We start from the raw sequence: 20,409 nt of genomic DNA on the forward strand, positions 1-20,409 counted from the left end.
CAGTCGCCAGGCGTTGCCGAGGACGCGCCCGATCGGCTCGCTGTGCGTGCCACGCCGGAGACTAGAGTTGCCAGACGTGGCTCACGACGCGCTCGATCCGGCTTCCGCCCCCGACACCCAGTACGAGGACCTGCTGCGGCTGGTGCTGGCGTCCGGCTCGAAGAAGGCCGATCGCACCGGCACCGGAACGCGCAGCATCTTCGGCCACCAGTTGCGCTACGACCTCGCTGCGGGCTTCCCGCTGGTCACCACGAAGAAGGTGCACCTCAAGTCGATCGTCTACGAGTTGCTGTGGTTCCTGCGCGGCGACTCCAACGTCGGCTGGCTGCGCGACCACGGCGTCTCCATCTGGGATGAATGGGCCGACGCCGACGGCGAACTCGGCCCGGTCTACGGCGTGCAGTGGAGGTCGTGGCCGACCCCGGACGGCACCCACATCGACCAGATCGCCCAGGTGCTGCAAACCTTGCGCACCGACCCGGACTCCCGGCGCATCATCGTCTCGGCGTGGAACGTCGCCGACCTGGGCAAGATGGCACTGGCGCCCTGCCACGCGTTCTTCCAGTTCGCCGTGGCCGACGGCAAACTGTCCTGCCAGCTCTACCAGCGCAGCGCCGACCTCTTCCTCGGCGTGCCGTTCAACATCGCCAGCTACGCCCTGCTCACCCACATGGTCGCCCAGCAGACCGAGCTGGCGCCCGGTGACTTCATCTGGACCGGCGGGGACTGTCACATCTACGACAACCATCTCGACCAGGTCACCGAGCAGCTGAGCCGCGACCCCCGCCCGTTCCCCACGCTGCGGTTGCGTCCCGCGCCGACGCTGTTCGACTACCGCTACGAGGACGTGGAAGTGGTCGGCTACAACCCTCATCCGGCCATCAAGGCCCCGGTGGCGGTGTGAGCGAAAGCCGCGTGATCGGGCTGATCTGGGCGCAGACCCTGGACGGGGTGATCGGCTTCCGCAACACCATTCCCTGGCGTCTGCCCGAGGACATGGCGCACTTCAAGGACGTCACCTGGGGGCATCCAGTGGTGATGGGCCGACGGACCTGGGACTCGCTGCCGCCGCGGTTCCGGCCGCTGGCCGGTCGGCGCAATATCGTGGTGACCAGGCAGGCCGATTGGTCGGCGGAAGGCGCCGAGCGCGTGTCGTCGGTGTCCGAGGCGCTGGCCGCCTGCGCCCCGGACACGGTTTGGGTCGCCGGCGGCGGTGAGATCTACCGGGCCGCGCTGGAGTTCGCGACCGACCTGCGCGTCACCGAGATCGACACCGCGGTCGAGGGCGACGCCTTCGCGCCGCCGATCGGACCGCAGTGGCGGCCCGACGTCCCGGAGTCCTGGCGCACCTCGTCCAACGGTCTGCGCTTCCGCATCCGGCACTACACCCGGGAACGGCCCGCTTAGCGGGAGAAGTCGGTGAGCGCCACGCCGCGCGGAGCCGGGAACGCCGACGTCAGGGCCGGGGCCGGGCAAACCCGGCCCGCACCGCGGCCGGCTGGGGCATACTCCTCGATATGCGGTGGCCGGACGCGCGTCCGGTCGAACGCCTCGAGCCGTTGCCACCAGCCCGGCATCGGCTGTGGTGATTTGCGAAAGGCGGTCCATGGAAAAGAAATCGCTGACTGCGGTAGCGCGCCAGCAATTGAAGCTGGCGACCCTCGCCACGAGCGGACGCAGTTCTCAGACACTCTATGGCGGCCATACGCATTCGCTGCGGCAGACGGTGGTCGGTTTGAAGGCCGGGCACAGCCTGGCCGAGCACGACAACACGGGCGAGTCCACCTTGCTGGTGCTCAGCGGCACACTGGTTCTGCTCAGCGGCGCCAACGAATGGAAGGGCTCGGAAGGCGACCTGATCGTAGTGCCCAAAGCGCGCCACAGCGTCAAGGCGATCGACGACGTCGCGTTCCTGCTGACCGTCGCGATGTAGCCGCCCATGCGGGTCCGCACCGCGGCCGGACCGACCGGGCATTAGGGTGTCGATCATGGGTGAGCCGCAGCCGATCCTCGAACCGCTCACGCCGTCCGCGATCTTCTTGGTCGCCACGATCGACGAGGGTGGCGAAGCGGCGGTCCGCGACCTGCTCGCCGACATCACCGGCCTGCGCCGTTCGGTGGGCTTCCGCCTGCCGGGCGCGAATCTGACCTGCGTCACGTCGATCGGTTCCGACGCCTGGGATCGTCTCTTCGCCGGGCCGAAACCCGCTGAGCTGCATCCGTTCCCCGGCTACGTCGGCGCCCGCCACACCGCGCCCGCGACACCGGGCGACCTGCTGTTCCACATCAAATCCGAAGTGCAGGACGCCTGTTTCGAGCTGGCCATGGCCATCGGCGACCGGCTGGCGGGCGCGGGCACGATCGTGGACGAGACGGTCGGCTTCCGCTATTTCGAGCAGCGCGACCTGCTCGGTTTCGTGGACGGCACCGAGAACCCGGAAGGCCGCGCGGCCGCCGCGACCGCGCTGGTGGGCGACGAGGACCCGCGATTCGCCGGCGGCAGCTACGTGATCGTGCAGAAATACACCCACCCGCTGTCGGACTGGCGCGCGCTGTCGGTCGAAGAGCAGGAGCGCGTCATCGGCCGCACCAAATTGGACGATTTCGAACTCCCCGACGAGGTCAAACCTGCCGACTCGCACGTCGAGGTGAACACGCTGATCGATCCGGACGGCACCGAACGCCAGATCCTGCGCGGCAACATGCCCTTCGGCAGCGTGCGCGAGGGCGTGTTCGGCACGTACTACATCGCCTACGCGGCCACGCCGAGCGTCACCGAGCGCATGCTCACCCGCATGTTCCTCGGCACCGACGAGGCCGCCTACGACCGCATCCTGGATTTCTCCGTCGCCCGCACCGGCACCTCGTTCTTCGCACCCAGCGTCGATTTCCTCGACGATCTGCCGCCCGCGCCGCGGGCGACGGCGGAAACCGCGGTGTCGGTGGACTCAGCCGGTTCGGCAGAACTGTCCGGCACCGCCGTGCCCTCGGGCGACGGCGCCCTCGGTATCGGCTCGTTGAAAAGGAGCACCCGGTCATGAACAACCTCCATCGCGAACTAGCGCCGATCACCTCCGAGGCGTGGGCGGCCATCGAGGAGGAGGCGGCGCGTACCTTCAAGCGGCACATCGCGGGCCGCCGGGTCGTCGACCTGTCCGGCCCGCACGGCGTCGACTACTCCGCGGTGGGCACCGGGCACACCACGCCGATCGACTCCCCCGGCTCCGGAGTGTTCGCTCGCCGGCGGGTGGTCGCGCCGCTGGTCGAATTGCGCGTACCCTTCACGCTCTCCCGCGAGGAACTCGACAACGTGGAGCGCGGCGCCCAGGACGCCGACCTGGACCCGGTGAAGGACGCCGCGAAGAAGATCGCGTTCGCCGAGGACCGGGCGATCTTCGAGGGATATCCGGCCGCGCACATCACCGGCATCCGCGCGAGCTCGTCCAACGAGGCGATCACGCTGCCCGGCGACACCCGGCTGGTCCCGGAGGCGATCGCACAGGCGTTGAGCGCCCTGCGGCTGGCCGGCGTCGACGGACCGTACTCGCTGCTGCTCAGCGCGGACCTGTACACGGCGGTCAGCGAAACCTCCGACCACGGCCACATGATCCGCACGCACATCGAGCGCCTGATCCCGGAAGGGGAGATCATCTGGGCGCCTGCCATCGACGGCGCGATTCTGCTCACCACCCGCGGCGGCGACTTCGATCTGCGCATCGGCCAAGACCTGTCCATCGGCTACCTGTCGCACGACAGCACCTCGGTCCAGCTGTACTTCCAGCAGAGCCTGACGTTCCTGGTGTACACCGCCGAGGCCGCGGTCCCGCTGACCGTCTGAGCACCACTCGCGCGTCGGCCACATCTGGGAAACCGCCAGGTGTGCGCCGGTGCGCGAGGCGGTAGCGTGAGCCGGAAATGCGCCCGAGGCAGGTAGGTGAGATGACAACGGTGCGGGCAGGTGTGGTCCCGACCCAGCGCGCCGCGCTCTACAGCGTGTTCGGCATCCTGGCGACCGTCACGATCTGCGGCTCGTTCGTCGCCGCGTTCGGGGTGAACCGGGTGTTCACCGGGCTGCTGGCCGGCGCCGTCGTCGGTATCGCGGTGCTGGTCGCGTTGTTCACCAGGGACGCCATCGTGCTCACCGACCACGCCATCTACCGGCGCAAGCCGTGGACGGTCTCCAGCATCTCGTGGGACCGGGTGGTGGCCGGGCGCTTCACCCTCGACGAGCGCTCCCGCTGGTCGCTGGCATTGGATCTTTCCGGCGGCGACGAGCCGCACGGCGAGCTGGTCCTGCTGTCCATCCCGCCGGTGGTCCGCCCTGTCGCGGGCGCTTACGACCTGCGCAAACGCGATCAGGTCACGGAGATCCGGGCGATCCTGCGGCGCAAACGCATTCCGGTGACCGTGCTCCCGCAGATCGCGGGCGCGCTACAAGAACACTGGCAGATCGCGCCACCGACGCACTGAGAAGCGCAGGCGGAGCGCGCGGACGCGGGACGCTGTGCGCCGGTTTCGGATACGTTGACAGACGTGTCCATGCCGAAGGGCGCCAACGTGCCCGTGCCGAGTTCCGCCGTCCGGATCGAAGTGGGCTGGTCGGCCGGGGCGGACGCCGACGCCTCCGCACTGCTCGTTGCATCCGGAAAGGTGCGATCCGACCGCGATTTCGTCTTCTACAACCAGCCCGCGCATCCTTCCGGGGCCGTCCGCCACGAGGGCAAGCGGACGGGATCGATCGTGCTGGACGTGCTGTCCGTGGACTTGGCACGGGTCGAGCCGCAGGTGGACGGCGTCGTGATCGCGGCAGCTACCGAGGGCGACGCCGTCGGGCAGCTCGAGGGACTGTTCGTACGGGTCGTGGACGCGGGCAGCGAAGCGGAGCTGGCCCGCTTCGACAGCATCGGCGCGACGAGCGAGACCGCGGTGGTACTCGGCGAGCTGTACCGGCGCGACGGCGGCTGGAAGTTCCGCGCGGTGGGCCAGGGGTACACCTCCGGTCTGGCCGGACTCGCCACCGACTACGGGATCTCCGTGGACGAAGCGCCCGCCCCGCCGCACGAATACGCGCCTCCGCCACCGCCGCCCGCGCCGTCGCACGAGTTCACGCCGCCACCGCCACCGTCCGGGACGGTACCGCCGGAGCCTGGCCTTCTTGTGGCGCATCCGCCCGGATCCGGTTCTACCGAATCGGATCAGGTCACGCCGCCCGAGCCGAGCCCGTCGACTCCGCCCCCGGTGCCACGACCGAGCGAACCGGTCGCGCCAGAGACGGGAGCGGCCGAAACGAACCGATTCGCCCAGCCGCCTTCCGCGCCGGTTCCCTTCGAAGCCGGTTATTCGGGCACCCCGACCTGGCAAAGCCCTGCCGCACCGCCGCCTGGTCAGCACATCACGCCGGGCGGACACCCGGCTCCCTCCGACCAGCCTGTACCTCCGCAGTACCGCACACAGCCGAGCGACTACATGTCGCCGGGCAACCCGACGCCACCGCCGGACGGGTACCGGCCTTACGGCCGGAACCCAACCGCATCAACTCATTTCAATCCGGCACCGGGACACCACCCGTCGCCGCCTGGGCACCACTCACCGGGCCGGTACGCTCCCGCACCAGCGGGGCACAGCGCTCCTGCGTGGGCGGCGTCAGCGCGACAGCCTTTCGGCAAGCTCTCGCTGACGAAGGACTTTCCCTCGCTGTCGCTGACCGCGCACGGCGCGACTTCGGGCATCATGCGGGTCAACCTGAATTGGGCCTCGCCGCAGGGCACGAGCGGCGCGGTGGATCTGGATCTGTGCTGCTTCTGGGAACTGGCCGATGGGCGTAAAGGCGACATCCGTTCGGTCGGCGACAACGGGTCGCTGGAGCGGCCGCCGTTCATCCGGTTGGACGCGGACGACCGGTCGGGGACGAGTGCCGCCGGGGAGAACTTGGAGATCGATCTCGGTCACGCGGCCGAGTTCCGCCGGATCCTGATCTTCGCCACCCTTTACGACGGCGCGGCCGATTTGCGCGGTATCCGGGCGACCGCGACGCTGTACCCGGCGAGCGCCCCGCCGATCGAACTGAGCGTTGACGGTTGCACGGACGGCTCCCGGGACGTGGTGCTGGCGCTCATCGAGAACACCGGCACGGAATTCGTGGTGCGCCGTGCGGGCCGCTTCATCCCGCCGCCGCCGAACCGTCCGCGCTGGGGCGTGACCGAGGTCGACAAGGCCTACGGCTGGGGACTGGACTGGATGCGGGGCACCGGTAAGTCCTGAGACGCGGGCAGCGGGCGCCGCGAGCCGGTCCGGCAGCACGACCGCCTCGGCCAGGTCGCTAGGACATATCTCGCCCTAGGGGCATCCGGCAGACTGGACCCCGTGTTGGAAACGTCGGCCCGCTTACTGCGTCTGCTGTCGCTGTTGCAATCCCCCCGCGACTGGACCGGCGCCGAACTCGCCGACCGACTCGACGTGGACGTGCGCACCGTCCGCCGGGATATCGACAAACTCCGCACGCTGGGCTATCCGGTGGACGCGACGCCCGGCGTGGCGGGCTACCGGCTCGGCGCGGGTGCGAAGCTGCCACCGCTGCTGCTGGACGACGACGAGGCGGTGGCGGTGGCGCTCGGCCTGCGCACCGCGGCGGGCGGCACCATCGCGGGCATCGAGGACAGTTCGTCGCGCGCCCTCGCCAAACTGGAGCAGGTGCTGCCCGCCCGGCTGCGCTATCGGGTGGGCATGCTCCAGGCGGCGACGGTCATGGTGCCCGCGGGCGGTCCGACCGTCGACCCGGACGTTCTCACCGCCGTCGCGGCCGCCATCCGCGACAACCACCGCCTGCGCTTCGACTATCGGGCGCACGACGGCGCCACATCCCTGCGGACCACCGAGCCGCATCGCCTGGTCCATACGGGTCGGCGGTGGTATCTGATCGGCTGGGACGTCGATCGCGCCGATTGGCGCACCTATCGCGTGGACCGCGTGCTCCCCCGTATCCCCACCGGTCCACGCTTCACCCCGCGTGAGGCGCCCGACACCGACCTGTCCGGATACCTCTCCCGTGGCGTCACGACCGCGCCGTACCGCTACGCGGCCCGCATCACCCTGGCTGTGGCGGCGGAAGTGGCTGCCGAGCGCATCGCTCCGACGGTGGGAGTGATCGAGGCGGTGGACGCCGAGAGTTGCGTGCTCCGAACGGGATCCGATTCGCTCGACGAACTGGCGATCTACGTCGCCGGCTTCGGCTTCGGCTTCCGGGTGCTCGAACCACCGGAACTCCGCACGCGTATCCGCGAACTCGCCGCCCGCCTCGGCGCGGCGGTCGGCTGACCCGGTTCAGACCGGAACGGCCGCAACGGCTTCGATCTCGCACACAGCGCCGGGCACCGCGAACCCCGCCATGCGCACGCTGCGCGCCGCCATCGCGGGCGCGGCATACGGTCTCGCGGCGGGAGAGCCGTTGTCACCGAGGGACATCGCGGCGATCAACGCCGTCGCCGCACAGCCGTCGCTGATTCCGGAACTGCGCGGCGACGGCAGCGCGGGACACGCCCACCCGACGGCGGCGGCAGCCTTGTCCACGCTCGCCCGTGACGCCATTGATCTGTTCACCGGCCCGCTGTGCGGCCGTATCCGCGTCCGCGCCGCCGGCGATTGCGGCCTGCTTTTCGTCGACGCCTCGCGGCCCGGCCGCCGCCGCTGGTGCTCGATGGACCGCTGCGGCAACCTCAGCAAGGTTCGCCGCTACCGCGGACAGGAGTGACCCGCGCCAGGGATGTCACAGTCCGCGCCCGCGCGTCGTCGTCTCGATGAAGCGATGGGAACGCCCATCGGCACCGATGAGATCGGAGACAGTCATGACCGCGAAGATCCTGGTCACCGGCGGCACCGGAACCCTGGGCCGCGAGGTGCTGCCGCTGCTGCGCGACACGGGCGCCGACGTACGCGTGCTGAGCCGCGCCGAACGTCGCGCCGACGGCGGCATCGAGTTCGTCGCCGGAGACCTGCTGCGCGACCAGGGCATCGCCGCCGCGGTGGCGGGCATGGACACCATCCTGCACTTGGCGGGCGATGCGAAGGGCGACGACGTGGCGACCGCGAATCTGCTGCGCGCGGCGGCGGTCGCGGGTGTCGGGCATGTCGTCTACATCTCGGTCACCGCTGCCGAGTTGCTTCCGCTGACCTACTTCCAGGCGAAGTTCGCCGCCGAGCAGGCCGTCGCCGAGTCGGGCATCCCGTGGACCATGGTGCGCGCCGCGCAGTTCCACGATTTCGTGCCGAAGCTGGTGGACACCATGCTGAAATCGCCGGTGCTGCCGATCCTGGGCGGGGTGCGCCTCCAGCCGGTGCACGTGCGCGAGGTGGCGGCCCGGCTGGCGGAGTTGACCGCCGGTGCGCCCGCCGGACGGGTGCCGGACCTGGTGGGACCCGAGGTAATCGGAATGCGTGACCTGGTCCGGGACTACTTGGCAGTGCTGGGCAAGCGGCGCGCGCTGCTGAGCGTCCGGGTGCCGGGCAAAGCCGGCCGCGTCTACCGCGCGGGCGAGAACCTGGTGACCGACGGCGCCGACGTCGGCGAGCTGACCTGGGCGGACTACCTGGCGCAGCGCCGGGGCGCGGTCCTGGCCGGATGACCCGGCCGCCGGTTCGGACGACGATCACCGTCTTGCCCTGGGCGTGCCCTGCGGCCGCGTGGCCCACCGCCGAGGCTCGGTTCGCGCAGACGCTCTGCGTCGAGGCGATGTCGCCGTACAACCGCGTGCGGAACAACAACGACCTGCTCGACGGCATCGTCGATCTGATGGTCGGTGAGATGGCGCCGCCCGCCATCGGTGGCGATCGGACGGCCTGGAACGGCTGCTCGCCGCGAACGCGGACTGACGCTCAGTCCATCCGAAAGGTCGCTTCGGGGTTGGACGTATCCCGGACGATGCGCAGCGCCTCGGACAACGCCGCCAGCTGCGCGGGTGTCAGCAACCCGACGAACCAGCGGTCGACGGCGGTGAGATAGTCCGGCAGCACCTGCGCGAGCCGCGCCGCGCCCGCCTCGGTGAGCACCGCGTAGGCGCTGCGCCGATCCTCCGGGTCCAGTTCGCGTTCCACCAGTCCGCCGCGGGCCAGACGATCGACCAGCCGGGTGACGCCGCTGGTGGACAGCGCGGTCTGCACCGCCAGCTCCGACATGCGCAGCCGACGCCCCGGCGAACGGCTCAGCCGCATCAAGGCGTTCAGATCCAAGCCGGACAAGCCGTGCGCCTTCCACACCGGCTCCAGTTTGGCGACCACTCCGCCGTGCGCCTCGAACAGCAGACCCATCGTCGTCAGACGCGGGTCGTCGAACAACTCGGTCACGTCCATGGACGAAACCTACCCCAGTGTTTTCTCTGCGGATAGTTGACACGAGGAAGAAGTAGTCGTAGAAATATGCGTACGCATTATTCCTCGGAGCAACTAATGGAGGTCTCCATGTCGTCCACCGCTTGGGTCGCCGGATTCCGCACCGCCGTGATCGGCCCGGACGAGCCGATCAAGTTCGCCGACTCCCGTGCGTTCACCGACCAGACGGTGCGCCAGGTGCTGCACTTGGCGGGCGGCGGTGCGCAGGTGCGTGTCGGGCTGACCAACCGTTTTGGGAAGACGCCGCTGACGGTCGGCGCGGCGCACGTCGCCCTGCGCAAGACGGGTAGCGAGATCGTCGCCGAGACCGGCGCCGCGCTGCGGTTCGGCGGCGTCGAGCAGGTGGTCGTGCCGGTGGGCGGCGACGTGTTCAGCGACCCGGTGGATCTCGCCGTCCCGGCGGGTACGGATCTTGCGTTGAGCCTGTACCTCCCCGGCCCCACCGGCCTGGCGACCTTCTCGCACCAACCCGGCGAAATCGCTTACATCGCGGACGGCAACGTCGTCTCCGAGGGCACGCTCGCCACCGCGGAGGAGTTCCCCGGACGGTTCTACGTGGTCGGCGTCGACGTGCTCGCGCCCGCGGAAACGCCGGTTGCCGTCGCGTTCGGCGATTCCTGGTTCGAAGGCGTCGGCACCACACCGGGAGCCAATCGCCGGTCGGTGGATGTCCTCAACGAGCGCCTGAACCACGGCTGGGTGGTCAACCAGGGCATCGCGGGAAACCGGCTACTGCTCGACCGAGTGGGCGAGGCGGGCATGGCGCGCTTCGACCGCGACGCGCTCGGTGTGCCCGGCGTGACCAGCGTGCTGATCAACTTCGGCATCAACGATCTCGGCCTCGGCGGCATGACCGGGCAACCCCCCGCGACCGCGGACGAGCTGATCGCGGGCTTCACCACCCTCGCGCGACGGGCGCACGCGGCGGGGCTCACCGTCCACGCCGCCACGATCGGCCCCTACGCCGGCGTCATCTACGAAGACCTGCATGTGGCCGAGGCGCAGCCGGCCCGTCGGCGCGTGAACGAATGGCTGCGCGGCTCCGATGTCTTCGATTCGGTGTTCGACGTGGCGCGCGCGGTCGAGGATCCGGAACGGCCCGACTTCATCCGCCCCGATTTCGACAGCGGCGACGGCATGCACATCAATGATGCCGGGGCGCGGGCGATGGCCGGAACAATAGACGTGACAACACTTTTCGGCTGAGGCGGCGCGCCACCCGCTAAGGCTCCAGACCGCGCAGCACGATCTCGACGCCGCCTCGGAATTCGTCATCGGCCGACATGCCCTTGGCCTGGCCCGCGGTCTGCGCCAGATACGGATAGTCCTCGGCGGGGAGGTCGGCCAGCACGATCGTCCCCGTCCCCCGCAACGGCGCGTAGTGCTTGTTCTGGAGGTAGCCGATCAGAAAGGCGATCAGCGTGCGCTGCGCGATGACGCGGGCGCGTCCGGTGAACCCGCCCTCGGTGAGCACGGCGAGCATCGCCTCCATCACGCGCAGCGATTCCACCGACGACTGCCGATGCCGCAGCACGAGCGGCACGGCAGCCGGATGGGCCGAGAACCCGTCACGGATGTGTTCGAGCAGCACCGTCACGCGCTCTCTCCAGTTACTTCCGGCGGGAAGCGATGTGTCGATCGATGCGAACACGTGGTCGGTCACCAGCACCTCGAGCGCATCGCGGTCGCGTACGTAGCGATACAGGGCCATGGTGGCCATACGCAGTTCCTCGGCCACCGCACGCATGGTCAGCGCGGACAGCCCGTCACGATCGACGACGGCGAGGGCAGCCGCGACGAGATCGGCAGTGGTCAGCGAGCGGGGACGGGGCACGGATTGACAGCGTACAAGCTACGCGCATACTTGTCGTAGGTGTATGAGGTACACCTACGAGAGGAGCTCCCATGTCGCTGCCGACCGCAGTCTCCGGTCGAACCCTGGTCGCCATCTCCGGCGCTCGGGTCGGGATACCGGATCCCGATCAGCTGATCCACCTCCAGTTCCGCCGCTTCGCCGGATGTCCGGTGTGTAACCTGCACCTGCGCTCGATCGTCGACCGTCGCGCCGAGATCGCCGCCGCGGGCATCCGCGAAGTGGTCGTCTTCCATTCCGGCGCAGAGGAATTGCGCAAGTACACCGCCGAACTGCCGCTGCATGTGATCGCCGATCCGGACCGCAAGCTCTACCGCGAATTCGGCGTCGAGACCTCACCCCGCGCGCTGCTCGACCCGCGCGGCTGGCCCGCTATCGTGCGCGGCGTGGCCCACGCCGCTTACGCGACGCTGCGCCGCAGGCAGGTCGCTCCGCCCACCAAGCCCGAGGGCGGCAGCCTCGGGCTGCCCGCCGACTTCCTGATCGCCCCCGACGGCCGCGTACTCGCCGCGAAGCACGGCGCGCACGTCTACGACCAATGGTCGGTCGACGAACTGCTGGCGCTCGCCCCGGCGGAGCGTCACGCGTGAAGCTTGCCGAACGCCCCCTCCTCGCACGAGCATTCGCCCTGGTCTCCGGCGGACTGCTCGCCGGTGCGTTCGGCTACGGCGCCGTCGACGTCACCTACGCCTTCCGCAAAGTTCCCTTACCGTGCGCTCCACCCTCCACACCACCTGATGAGCGTGAACGGCGTGGTCATGCAATCGCTCCCCACGAAAAGCTGACCGCTCCACGAGTGGCACATGGCGGAGGGGTTTCTCGCACTTCACCGCAACCATGTGCCACTCGCGACCGAACGGATCGGAGTCGGCGGCGAAGTTGTCAGGGCTGTTCCAGTACGGCGAATGGGATGGTCGCTTCGACCGGGTCGTCGAGTAGCAGTACACGTCGATGGACGGTGTGGGCGAGATAGCGGCGACCGGACCAGTCGAGACGGTATTCCTCGATCTCTTCGATACGTTCTTCCTTCTGGTCCAGCCGGACGATCAGGTACCGAGGAATACCTGCGGCCGCGTATTGAATTCGTTTGTCGTTGATATCGGCATCGATGGTCGATTCGGAAGTGACCTCGACCACCAGCAGGATGTGCTCACGCACCACGTTGACGTCGTAAGGTTCGCAGTCCCGGATCCAGATGTCGGGGTAGCGAATGTTCAACCGCCGATCCGCCGCCGCGGATTCGGCGTCAGCGAATCGTGCGGCAACGTCGGAGTCCACGACCATGCACGGCCCGCCGTCGCGCCGGGCCGCCTCCAGCATCCCCGCCAGCCGCCGGACCACCCGACTGTGCACGGGGCTCTGGGCCATCAGCCGAACCACGCGCCCGTCGACGATCTCGATGTCACCGAGCTCAGCGGTCGCCCCGTCGGCGAACTGCTCGGCCGTCACACGCAGCACCTTTTGCTCGTCGGGAGCGCTCATAGCGGACATCATTGCAGTCCGGACCTGAACCCGGACCACGGACTCGACCGACGATCACTTCAGGCGCCGGGAAAACAGTCCGCACAACTGCCCCGGCCGGGCGATTCTCGTGAGCAAGCGCAGATTTCCGCTGAGCGCAGTGGCCCCTCCCAATGCGGGAGGGAGCCACTGCTCCTTGCCGAGAAGCCGGGCGCGTACCGCTACTCCGCGATCACGATCGTGATCTCGTCGTCCGCCGCGTCGGTCGCTTCGTCCGGGCTCACGAACCAGTGGGTGACCTCGCCCTCGGTGAGGTCGGTGTCGAGGTCGCCGGTCGGGACGACGGACAGCGCGCCCGCGGTGGCGGAGGTCAGGAACTCCAGGACGGCTGGGCGGCCGGAGACCGCGGTGGTGTACGTGGTCGACTCGAAGTCGATCTCGTGCTCCTCGCGGACCCGTTCGGCCTCGTCCAGTGCCTCGGACTGGGTGAGCGAGACCACCACGTCCGCCGTGGCGACGACGAAGGCCGGGTGGTCCTCGCCGAGCGGGCGGACCCGGTCGGCGTAGGAGACCGGATGCGCGGCCGCCGCGGCGATTTCCTGCTGCACCTGGGCGTCGGCGAGCGCCACCCAGCGGATGTCGCCGTCGGTCACCGGTTCGGCGGTGATCCCGAATCCGGCGCCCGCGGCGGTCCACTGGTCGGCGGTGAGGTCGCCCGCGAACAGGCATGCCGCGCCGGCCTTCTGGACCGCCCAGGCCGCGACCACCGCGTCCACCGAACGCGGCAGCGTCACCGCGACGACGTCGCCCGGTCCGGCGCCACGATCGATGAGCACCCGGGCCAGCTGGGAGGAGCGCCGATCCAGCACGTGGTAGGCGACCTCGTCCGCACCGGCCAGCAGCGCGGGCGCATCCGGGTCCTCTTCGACGACCTCGGCGAGCACCTTGGCCACCGTGCGCGCGCCGACCCGGCCGACCGGTTCCGGCGTGGAAGCCGCTGCGGTGATGCCGGATTCGGCCAACAGCCGCGCCCGTTCGCCTTCGTCGAGGATGTCGATGTCGCCGACCAGCGCGTCCGGATCGCCGAGCAGCGCCTCCAGCACCCGCACCAGCCGCTCGGCGAGGATCTCGACCTCTTCGGCGCTGAACCGGCTGCCCAGGTACTTCAGGGTCAGCTCGATGGTGGACTCCGCGATCACCAGCAGGGTCATCGGGTAGTGCGTGGCGTCGTTGACGCCGACACCGGTCACCGACATGCCATCGATCGAGCTGGCAGCCGAGATCGCCTCCTTGTCCATCGGATACGACTCGAACACCAGCAGCGTGTCGAACAGCGACCCGGTGCCCGCCACCCGCTGGATGTCGGTGAGCCCCACGTAGTGGTGCTCGAGCAGACCGGCCTGGTCGCCCTGCAGGCGCGCCAGCAGTTCGCCGATGCTCTGGCGGTCATCGATGCGCAGCCGCACCGGCAGCGTGTTGATGAACAGACCCACCATCGACTCGACGCCGGGTAGCTCGGCCGGGCGGCCGGACACCGTCGCGCCGAACACCACGTCACCGCGGCCGGTGAGACGCCCGAGCAGGATGCCCCAGGCGGCTTGTACCAGCGTGTTCACCGTGACGCCCAGTTCGGCGGCGTGCTTGGTGATCCGGCGGGTGCGGTCGGCGTCGAGTTCGGTGACCACCTTGCCGATCTCGTAGTTCTCCGCGGCACGCGGCTGCGGAGCGAGCTGGGTCGGTTCGTTGACGCCCTCCAGCGCCGCCGACCAGGCGCGCAGCGAGGCGTCCCGGTCGCGCCCGGCCAGCCAGCCGAGGAAGTTGCGGTAGGAGGCCACCCGCGGCAGCGCGGTCTGGTCGCCGCGCACCGCGTACAGCACCAGCAGGTCCCGCATGAGCAGCGGCATCGACCAGCCGTCCAGCAGGATGTGGTGGGTGGTGATGGCCAGGTGCCATTGCGCGGCGTCGCTGCGCAGCAACGTGAACCGGATCAGCGGCGGGGTGGCCATGTCGAAGTGCGTCGCCTGCTCGGCCGCGACCCGCCTGCGCAGTTCCGCGGTCCGCTGCTCGGCGGGCAGATCGGTGAGATCCACTTCGCGCCACGGCGCCTCGACCCGATCCAGCACCACCTGCACGGCTTGGCCGTCGTTGTCGGTGACGAACGCGGTGCGCAGGTTGGGGTACCGGTCGACGATGCCTTGGGCCGCGGCCCGCAGGCGCGCCACGTCCAGCTCGCCGCCCAGGTCCACCACGGCCTGCATGGTGTACACGTCCACGGTGGCCTGGGTCATCATCGCGTGGAACAGCAGACCCGACTGCAGCGGCGAGAGCGGCCACACCTCGGCCATCGCCGGGTAGGTCCGTTCCCACTGCTCGATGTCCTGCTGCCCCACCCGCACCAGCGGCATGTCCGACGGCGTGAAGCCGCCCGCGTCCGTGCGCCGCGCGTGCGTGGCCAGCGCGGTGAGCGCCTCGACCCACAACTGCGCGAACTCCTGCACCCGTTCCCGGGTCAGCAGGCCGGTCGGGAAGGCGAACGACGCGCCGAGGCTGGGCCCCTCGTCGGAGTCGGTGACGATCGCGTTGATGTCGATCGACGCGTTGGCGGGCATGTCGAGGTCCATGTCGACATCCAGCTGACCCAGGTCGGCCACCGGCACCCAGCCGATCTCGGCGAGCTGCTCGGGGATCTCCCCGGCCGACATCCGGCCCAGGTAGTTGAAGCTGATCTGCGCTGCGTCGGATCCCGCCCTGCTCCCACCCGCGCCGCCGAGGCTCGGCGCGGTCTCCGGATTCAGCTGCCGCAGCAAGCCGTAGCCGAGGCCCTTGTCGGGCACCGCGAGCAACTGCTCCTTGATCGACTTCACGATCTCACCCAGCGCGGCGCCACCGGCGAACGCGTCGGTGAGGTCGGCGCCGGCCAGATCGAGCCGGACCGGGTAGGCCGAGGTGAACCAGCCGACCGTGCGCGACAGATCCGCGCCCGCCACCACGTCCTCTTCCCGACCGTGGCCTTCCAGCTTGATCAGCGCGGCGTCCGAATCGTCGCCGCGCCAGCGGGCGACCGCCATCGCCAGTGCCGAGAGCAGGCCGTCGTTCACACCGCCCCGGTACAGGCCCGGGATCGCGGTGAGCACCGCGTCGGTGACCTCGGCGGGCACGGTGACCTCGACCCGCTCGACGGTGGCGAAGGTGTCCACCGCCGGATCGAACGGACGCTCACCGAGCAGCGGATCCGGGGTGGACGAAACCTGCTGCCAGAACGGCAGTTCCGCGACCCGTTCCGGCGCGCTCGCGGCCTCCACCAAGCTGTGCGCCCAGCGCCGCATCGAGGTGCCGTTGGCGGGCAGCGTCACCGGCTGACCGGCGACCAGCTGGGACCAGGCGACCGCAAGATCCGGGATCAGGATGCGCCAGGACACGCCGTCGACCACGAAGTGGTGCGCGACGATGAGCAGCACGTCACGCCGCTCGCGGTGCCCGACGGCGGCGTCTGCGGGTCCCTCCGTGGTTACGCGAGCTGCCTGCTCCGGGTCCGTCGCTCCCGCCGAGAAGGCGAACCAGACGAACTGCGCCATCGCGGCATTCGCCGGATCGAGCCCGCCCAGCGCACCGTCGAGCGCCTCGGTGGCGACCCGGGCCAGCTCCGCCTCGTCGGTGTCGGCGGCCAGGTCCACGCGGTGCACCAGAGCGTCGACGTCCACCGCGCCGCGTGGCAGCGCCTCGAACGTCCAGTCCGTGCCGGTGCGGCGCAACCGCGACCGCAGCACGTCGTGGTGGTCGAACACCGCCGCGATGGTGGCGACCAGGGTGTCCCGGTCGATGCCGTCGGGCAGCCGCAGCGCCATGGTCTGCGAGAACCGCTGATACGACGAGCCGCTCGCGAGGATCTGCCGCATGATCGGGGTCAGCGGGATCTCGCCGACACCGCCGCCGGGCAGCTCCTCCAGCTTCGCCTGTTCGGTGCCCGTGCCGAGCACGGCGATCTCGGCCAGCGAGGCCACGCTGCGCCGCTCGAACACGTCACGCGGGGTGAACCGCACGCCGCGCGCCTTGGCCCGGGAGACCAGCTGGATGGACAGGATGCTGTCGCCGCCGAGGGCGAAGAACGAGTCGTCCAACCCGATCTGCTCGACACCGAGTACCTCGGCGAACACCTCGGCGATGACGGCCTCCACCTCGCTGGCCGGCGCACGGAATTCGCGCGGGGCCAACTCGGGCTCGGGCAGCGCCTTGCGGTCCAGCTTGCCGACCGGGGTCAGCGGGATCTCGTCGATCACCACGATCGCCGTCGGCACCATGTGCGGCGGCAGGGTGCGCGAGGCGTACTCACTCAGCCTCGCGGTGTCGATCTCGCGACCGGGCGCGGCCAGCACGTAGGACACCAGAATCGTCGCGCCCGCCTCGGTCTTGCGGCCGATCGTGATCGCGTACTCGACGTCCTCGTGGCTCGCGAGCACGGTGTCGATCTCGCCGAGCTCGATGCGGAAGCCGCGGATCTTCACCTGGAAGTCCGAGCGGCCCACGTAATCCAGCTCCCAGCGCACCGACGCCACCGCGGCGTTGCCGGCCCGTTCGCCGGGTTCGGCGAACCAGCGCACCACGTCACCGGTGCGGTACATCCGCGCGCCCTCGTCGCTCCACGGGTTGGCGACGAACCGTTCCGCGGTGAGGTCGGGGCGGTTGTGGTAGCCGCGTGCCAGCGCGCCACCGGCCAGATACAGCTCGCCCGCGACGCCGGGGGGCACCGGGTTGAGCCGGTTGTCCAGCACCAGCGCGGACATGCCGCGCACCGGACGGCCGATGGTGATGTGCCTGCCCGGGGTGAGCTGAGCGTAGGACGAGATGATCGTCGTCTCGGTCGGGCCGTAGGCGTTGAAGTACTTGCGGCCCGGCCACCACTTGGCCAGCAGTTCCGGCGTGGTGATGTCACCGCCGACCGACGCCACCTCGAGCGCCTCCATGCCTTCCGGATCGACCGTGCCCAGCACCGCGGGGGTGATGATCGTGTGGCTCACCCGCTCGGTGCGCAGCAGCTCCGCCAGATCCGGGCCGCCGATGATGGTGGACGGCACGACCACCAGCGTCGCGCCGGTGTAGGCGGCGCACAGCCATTCGAGCACCGACGGGTCGAAGCTCGGCGAGCAGATGTGCAGGAACCGGTGGTGCGATTCCAGCTGGTACAGATCCGCCGCGACGCCGACCAGTCCGCCCATGCCCGCGTGGGTCACGGTGACGCCCTTGGGCATACCGGTCGAACCGGAGGTGTAGATGACGTACGCCGGGTGGCGCATGGCCAGCGACGAGATCCGGTCGGCGTCGGTGACCCGTTCGGCGGACTGACTTTCGACCAGCTCGCCGAGCGCCGGGTCGTCGATCCGCAGCCACTCCACGTCGCGCGGCAGCCGGTCGACGTACTCGCCGGCGGTGATGCCGATGACCGCGCCGGAGTCGTTGACCATGTGCCGCATGCGGTCTTCGGGGTAGGTCGGGTCCACCGGCACGTGCGCGCCACCGGCCTTCGCCACCGCCCAGAACGCCGCGACCATCTCGTAGGAACGCGGGAACGACAGCGCCACGATGCGCTCCGGTCCCACACCGCGCGAGATGAGCACCCGCGCCAGGCGCGAGGAGTACTCGTCCAGTTCGCGGTAGGTGATCGAACGGCCCTGGTAGCGCACCGCGATCTGCTCCGGGTCCAGCCGCGCGCCGTACTGCAGCAGGTCGGGCAACAGGCCGGTGGCCATGACGTCCTCGCCCTGCACGTGCGTGAGCAGGTGGAACTCGGCGGTGTCCAGCAGCGGCAGGTCGCCGATCGGGGTCTGGCGGTCGGCGGTGATCGCGGTGAGCAGCCTGGTGAAGCGCTCGGCGAACACCCGCACCGTCTCGTCGTCGAACAGGTCGCGCGCGAAGGAGAACTCCGCGTACATGCCCGCGTCGTCGGGGTTCTCCCCTGCCTCGCGGATGGTCAGCGACAGGTCGAACTTGGCGGTGTCGACGTCGAAATCGACCGCGCCCACATGCAGTCCGGGCAGTTCGAAGCTGCTCTCGGGCAGGTTCTCGAACGACAGCGCCACCTGGAACAGCGGGTGGCGGGCGGTGGAGCGCTCCGGGTTGAGCAGTTCCACCAGCCGCTCGAACGGCAGGTCCGCGTGCGCGAACGCCTGGAGATCGGCGTCCTTGGTGCGGGCCAGGAACTGGTCGAAGGTCAAGTCGCCGTCCACGTGCGAGCGCAGCACCAGTGTGTTGACGAACATGCCGATCACGTCGTCGAGCTCGGCTTCGCCACGGCCCGCGATGGGCGTGCCGACAGCGATGTCGTCGGTGCCGGACATGCGCGCGAGGAACAGCGCGAGCGCGGCGTGCACGACCATGAACAGCGTCGCGTTCTGCTCCCTGGCGATCTCGGTGAGCCTGCCGTGCAGCTCGCCGGAGATCGGGAACACCACCCGTCCACCGGCGAACGACTGCGTCGTCGGACGCGGCCGGTCGGCGGGCAGGTTGAGCTCGTCGGGCAGGCCGGCCAGCGCCGTGCGCCAGTATTCGGCCTGCTGTGTGATCAGGCTGTCGGGGTCGGTCTCGGAGCCGAGCACGTCGCGCTGCCACAGGCTGAAGTCGGCGTACTGCACCGGCAGCGGCGCCCAGCCCGGTTCCACCCCGGCCGAGCGGGCCGCGTAGGCCAGCATCACGTCACGGGTCAGCGGGCCCATCGACCAGCCGTCCGCGCTGATGTGATGCGCGACGAACACGAGCACGTACGCCGTGCCGGCCTCCGCATCCGTCACGCGGAACAGTTTGGCCCGCAACGGAACCTCGGTGGTCACGTCGAATCCGGCCGAGATCACCTCGATGATCCGGTGCCGGATGTCCTCGGCGGCGACCGCTTCCGGCGTCAGGTTCGGCACGGCCCGTTCGGCCGGGACGATCACCTGATGCGCCGCGCCGTCCTGTTCGGGGTAGACGGTGCGCAGCGTCTCGTGCCTGGCGATGACATCCCCGACCGCCAGTTGCAGCGCTTCGACATCCAGTTCGCCGGTGAGCCGCACGGCCACCGGGATGTTGTTCACCGCCGAGGCGGTGTCGAACTGGTTGAGGAACCACATGCGCTGCTGCGCCAGCGACAGCGGAATGTGCTCCGGGCGCGGCCCGGCCACCAGCTCACGACGGCCACCGGCCCCCGCGTGCTGCTCGGCCTTGGCGGCGAGTCCGGCCACCGTGGAGGCTTCGAACAGCACACGCACCGGGACGCGGGCGTCCAGTGCCGCGCCGAGACGCGCCGCGACCTGCGTCGCCAGCAACGAATTACCACCGAGCGCGAAGAAGTCGTCGTCGGCACCGACCCGCTCGACGCCGAGCACCTCGGCGTACACCGAAGCCACGATCTCCTCGATCGGAGTCGACGGCGCACGGAAGGCCTGAACCTCGAACTCCGGCTCCGGTAGCGCCTTGCGGTCGAGCTTGCCGTTGACGTTCAACGGCAGAGCGTCCAGGACCACGAACGCGGCGGGCACCATGTACGACGGCAACCCGGCCGACAGTTCCGACTTCACCTGCGCCACATCGACACCGGCTTCGTCGGCAGCGACCAGGTAGGCCACCAGCCGGTCACCGGTCTTCGGATCCGACTTCGCGATCACCGCCGCCTGCGCAACCTCCGGCAACGCCAACAACGCAGCCTCGATCTCACCCAGCTCGAT

Annotated in this window: 16 protein-coding genes and 1 pseudogene; 13 read left to right on the forward strand and 4 right to left on the reverse strand. The window is 69.7% G+C overall.

From position 1 onward, the window contains the following. Nucleotides 1–67 precede the first annotated feature (67 nt). The 11 genes and pseudogenes from ACFU5M_RS13235 (at nucleotide 68) to ACFU5M_RS13285 (ending at nucleotide 8,618) form a co-directional block, all read left to right on the forward strand. Nucleotides 68–904: a thymidylate synthase gene (locus ACFU5M_RS13235; RefSeq protein WP_379048509.1), complete on the forward strand. Its 837-nt coding sequence runs from the start codon at nucleotides 68–70 to the stop codon at nucleotides 902–904. Next, nucleotides 901–1,407, forward strand: a complete 507-nt coding sequence (locus tag ACFU5M_RS13240; protein WP_379048511.1) for a dihydrofolate reductase — start codon at nucleotides 901–903, stop codon at nucleotides 1,405–1,407. The genes ACFU5M_RS13235 and ACFU5M_RS13240 overlap by 4 nt, the downstream gene beginning before the upstream one ends. A gap of 199 nt (nucleotides 1,408–1,606) precedes the next feature. After that, nucleotides 1,607–1,933 carry a cupin domain-containing protein gene (locus ACFU5M_RS13245; protein ID WP_379048513.1) on the forward strand — a complete coding sequence of 109 codons (327 nt, stop codon included), beginning with the start codon at nucleotides 1,607–1,609 and terminating at the stop codon, nucleotides 1,931–1,933. A 55-nt stretch (nucleotides 1,934–1,988) separates the two neighbouring features. Further along, on the forward strand, nucleotides 1,989–3,041 hold the full coding sequence (locus ACFU5M_RS13250) for a Dyp-type peroxidase (RefSeq protein ID WP_379048515.1): 1,053 nt from the start codon (nucleotides 1,989–1,991) through the stop codon (nucleotides 3,039–3,041). Further along, complete coding sequence (locus tag ACFU5M_RS13255) at nucleotides 3,038–3,838, forward strand: family 1 encapsulin nanocompartment shell protein (protein ID WP_379048517.1); 801 nt, start codon at nucleotides 3,038–3,040, stop codon at nucleotides 3,836–3,838. Before ACFU5M_RS13250 ends, ACFU5M_RS13255 begins: the two co-directional genes overlap by 4 nt. A gap of 101 nt (nucleotides 3,839–3,939) precedes the next feature. Then, nucleotides 3,940–4,470, forward strand: coding sequence for a hypothetical protein (locus ACFU5M_RS13260; RefSeq protein WP_379048519.1), 531 nt, complete (start codon nucleotides 3,940–3,942; stop codon nucleotides 4,468–4,470). A 69-nt stretch (nucleotides 4,471–4,539) separates the two neighbouring features. Then, complete coding sequence (locus ACFU5M_RS13265; protein WP_379048540.1) at nucleotides 4,540–6,261, forward strand: TerD family protein; 1,722 nt, start codon at nucleotides 4,540–4,542, stop codon at nucleotides 6,259–6,261. 102 nt (nucleotides 6,262–6,363) lie between these two features. Next, nucleotides 6,364–7,314 (forward strand): helix-turn-helix transcriptional regulator, encoded by a 951-nt coding sequence (locus ACFU5M_RS13270; RefSeq protein ID WP_379048521.1) that lies wholly within the window; start codon nucleotides 6,364–6,366, stop codon nucleotides 7,312–7,314. Between the two features lie 10 nt (nucleotides 7,315–7,324). Then, a pseudogene (locus tag ACFU5M_RS13275) lies at nucleotides 7,325–7,591 on the forward strand (ABATE domain-containing protein); the annotation flags it as partial. Between the two features lie 24 nt (nucleotides 7,592–7,615). Further along, on the forward strand, nucleotides 7,616–7,747 hold the full coding sequence (locus tag ACFU5M_RS13280) for a CGNR zinc finger domain-containing protein (protein ID WP_379048542.1): 132 nt from the start codon (nucleotides 7,616–7,618) through the stop codon (nucleotides 7,745–7,747). Nucleotides 7,748–7,841: 94 nt separating this feature from the next. Continuing rightward, on the forward strand, nucleotides 7,842–8,618 hold the full coding sequence (locus ACFU5M_RS13285; RefSeq protein WP_379048523.1) for an SDR family oxidoreductase: 777 nt from the start codon (nucleotides 7,842–7,844) through the stop codon (nucleotides 8,616–8,618). Nucleotides 8,619–8,868: 250 nt separating this feature from the next. Here ACFU5M_RS13285 and ACFU5M_RS13290 read toward each other — a convergent pair whose 3' ends face one another. Then, complete coding sequence (locus tag ACFU5M_RS13290; protein ID WP_379048525.1) at nucleotides 8,869–9,342, reverse strand: MarR family winged helix-turn-helix transcriptional regulator; 474 nt, start codon at nucleotides 9,340–9,342, stop codon at nucleotides 8,869–8,871. Between the two features lie 108 nt (nucleotides 9,343–9,450). On the opposite strand from ACFU5M_RS13290, the gene ACFU5M_RS13295 reads away from it, so the two are divergent. Next, complete coding sequence (locus ACFU5M_RS13295) at nucleotides 9,451–10,587, forward strand: GDSL-type esterase/lipase family protein (RefSeq protein WP_379048527.1); 1,137 nt, start codon at nucleotides 9,451–9,453, stop codon at nucleotides 10,585–10,587. Between the two features lie 16 nt (nucleotides 10,588–10,603). Here ACFU5M_RS13295 and ACFU5M_RS13300 read toward each other — a convergent pair whose 3' ends face one another. Then, the gene (locus ACFU5M_RS13300; protein ID WP_379048529.1) at nucleotides 10,604–11,215 is read right to left on the reverse strand and encodes a TetR/AcrR family transcriptional regulator; all 612 of its coding nucleotides are present in this window, start codon (nucleotides 11,213–11,215) and stop codon (nucleotides 10,604–10,606) included. Between the two features lie 71 nt (nucleotides 11,216–11,286). Here ACFU5M_RS13300 and ACFU5M_RS13305 point away from each other — a divergent pair, with 71 nt between their 5' ends. After that, the gene (locus ACFU5M_RS13305) at nucleotides 11,287–11,844 is read left to right on the forward strand and encodes a peroxiredoxin-like family protein (RefSeq protein WP_379048531.1); all 558 of its coding nucleotides are present in this window, start codon (nucleotides 11,287–11,289) and stop codon (nucleotides 11,842–11,844) included. Between the two features lie 292 nt (nucleotides 11,845–12,136). Here ACFU5M_RS13305 and ACFU5M_RS13310 read toward each other — a convergent pair whose 3' ends face one another. Together ACFU5M_RS13310 and ACFU5M_RS13315 are read right to left on the reverse strand one after the other, a co-directional pair. Then, nucleotides 12,137–12,736: a Uma2 family endonuclease gene (locus tag ACFU5M_RS13310; protein ID WP_379048533.1), complete on the reverse strand. Its 600-nt coding sequence runs from the start codon at nucleotides 12,734–12,736 to the stop codon at nucleotides 12,137–12,139. A 200-nt stretch (nucleotides 12,737–12,936) separates the two neighbouring features. Continuing rightward, nucleotides 12,937–20,409 (reverse strand): amino acid adenylation domain-containing protein (locus tag ACFU5M_RS13315; RefSeq protein ID WP_379048535.1); only part of this gene is annotated, 7,473 nt, incomplete at its 5' end.

Source organism: Nocardia sp. NPDC057455 (assembly GCF_042802775.1).
GTDB lineage: Bacteria > Actinomycetota > Actinomycetes > Mycobacteriales > Mycobacteriaceae > Nocardia.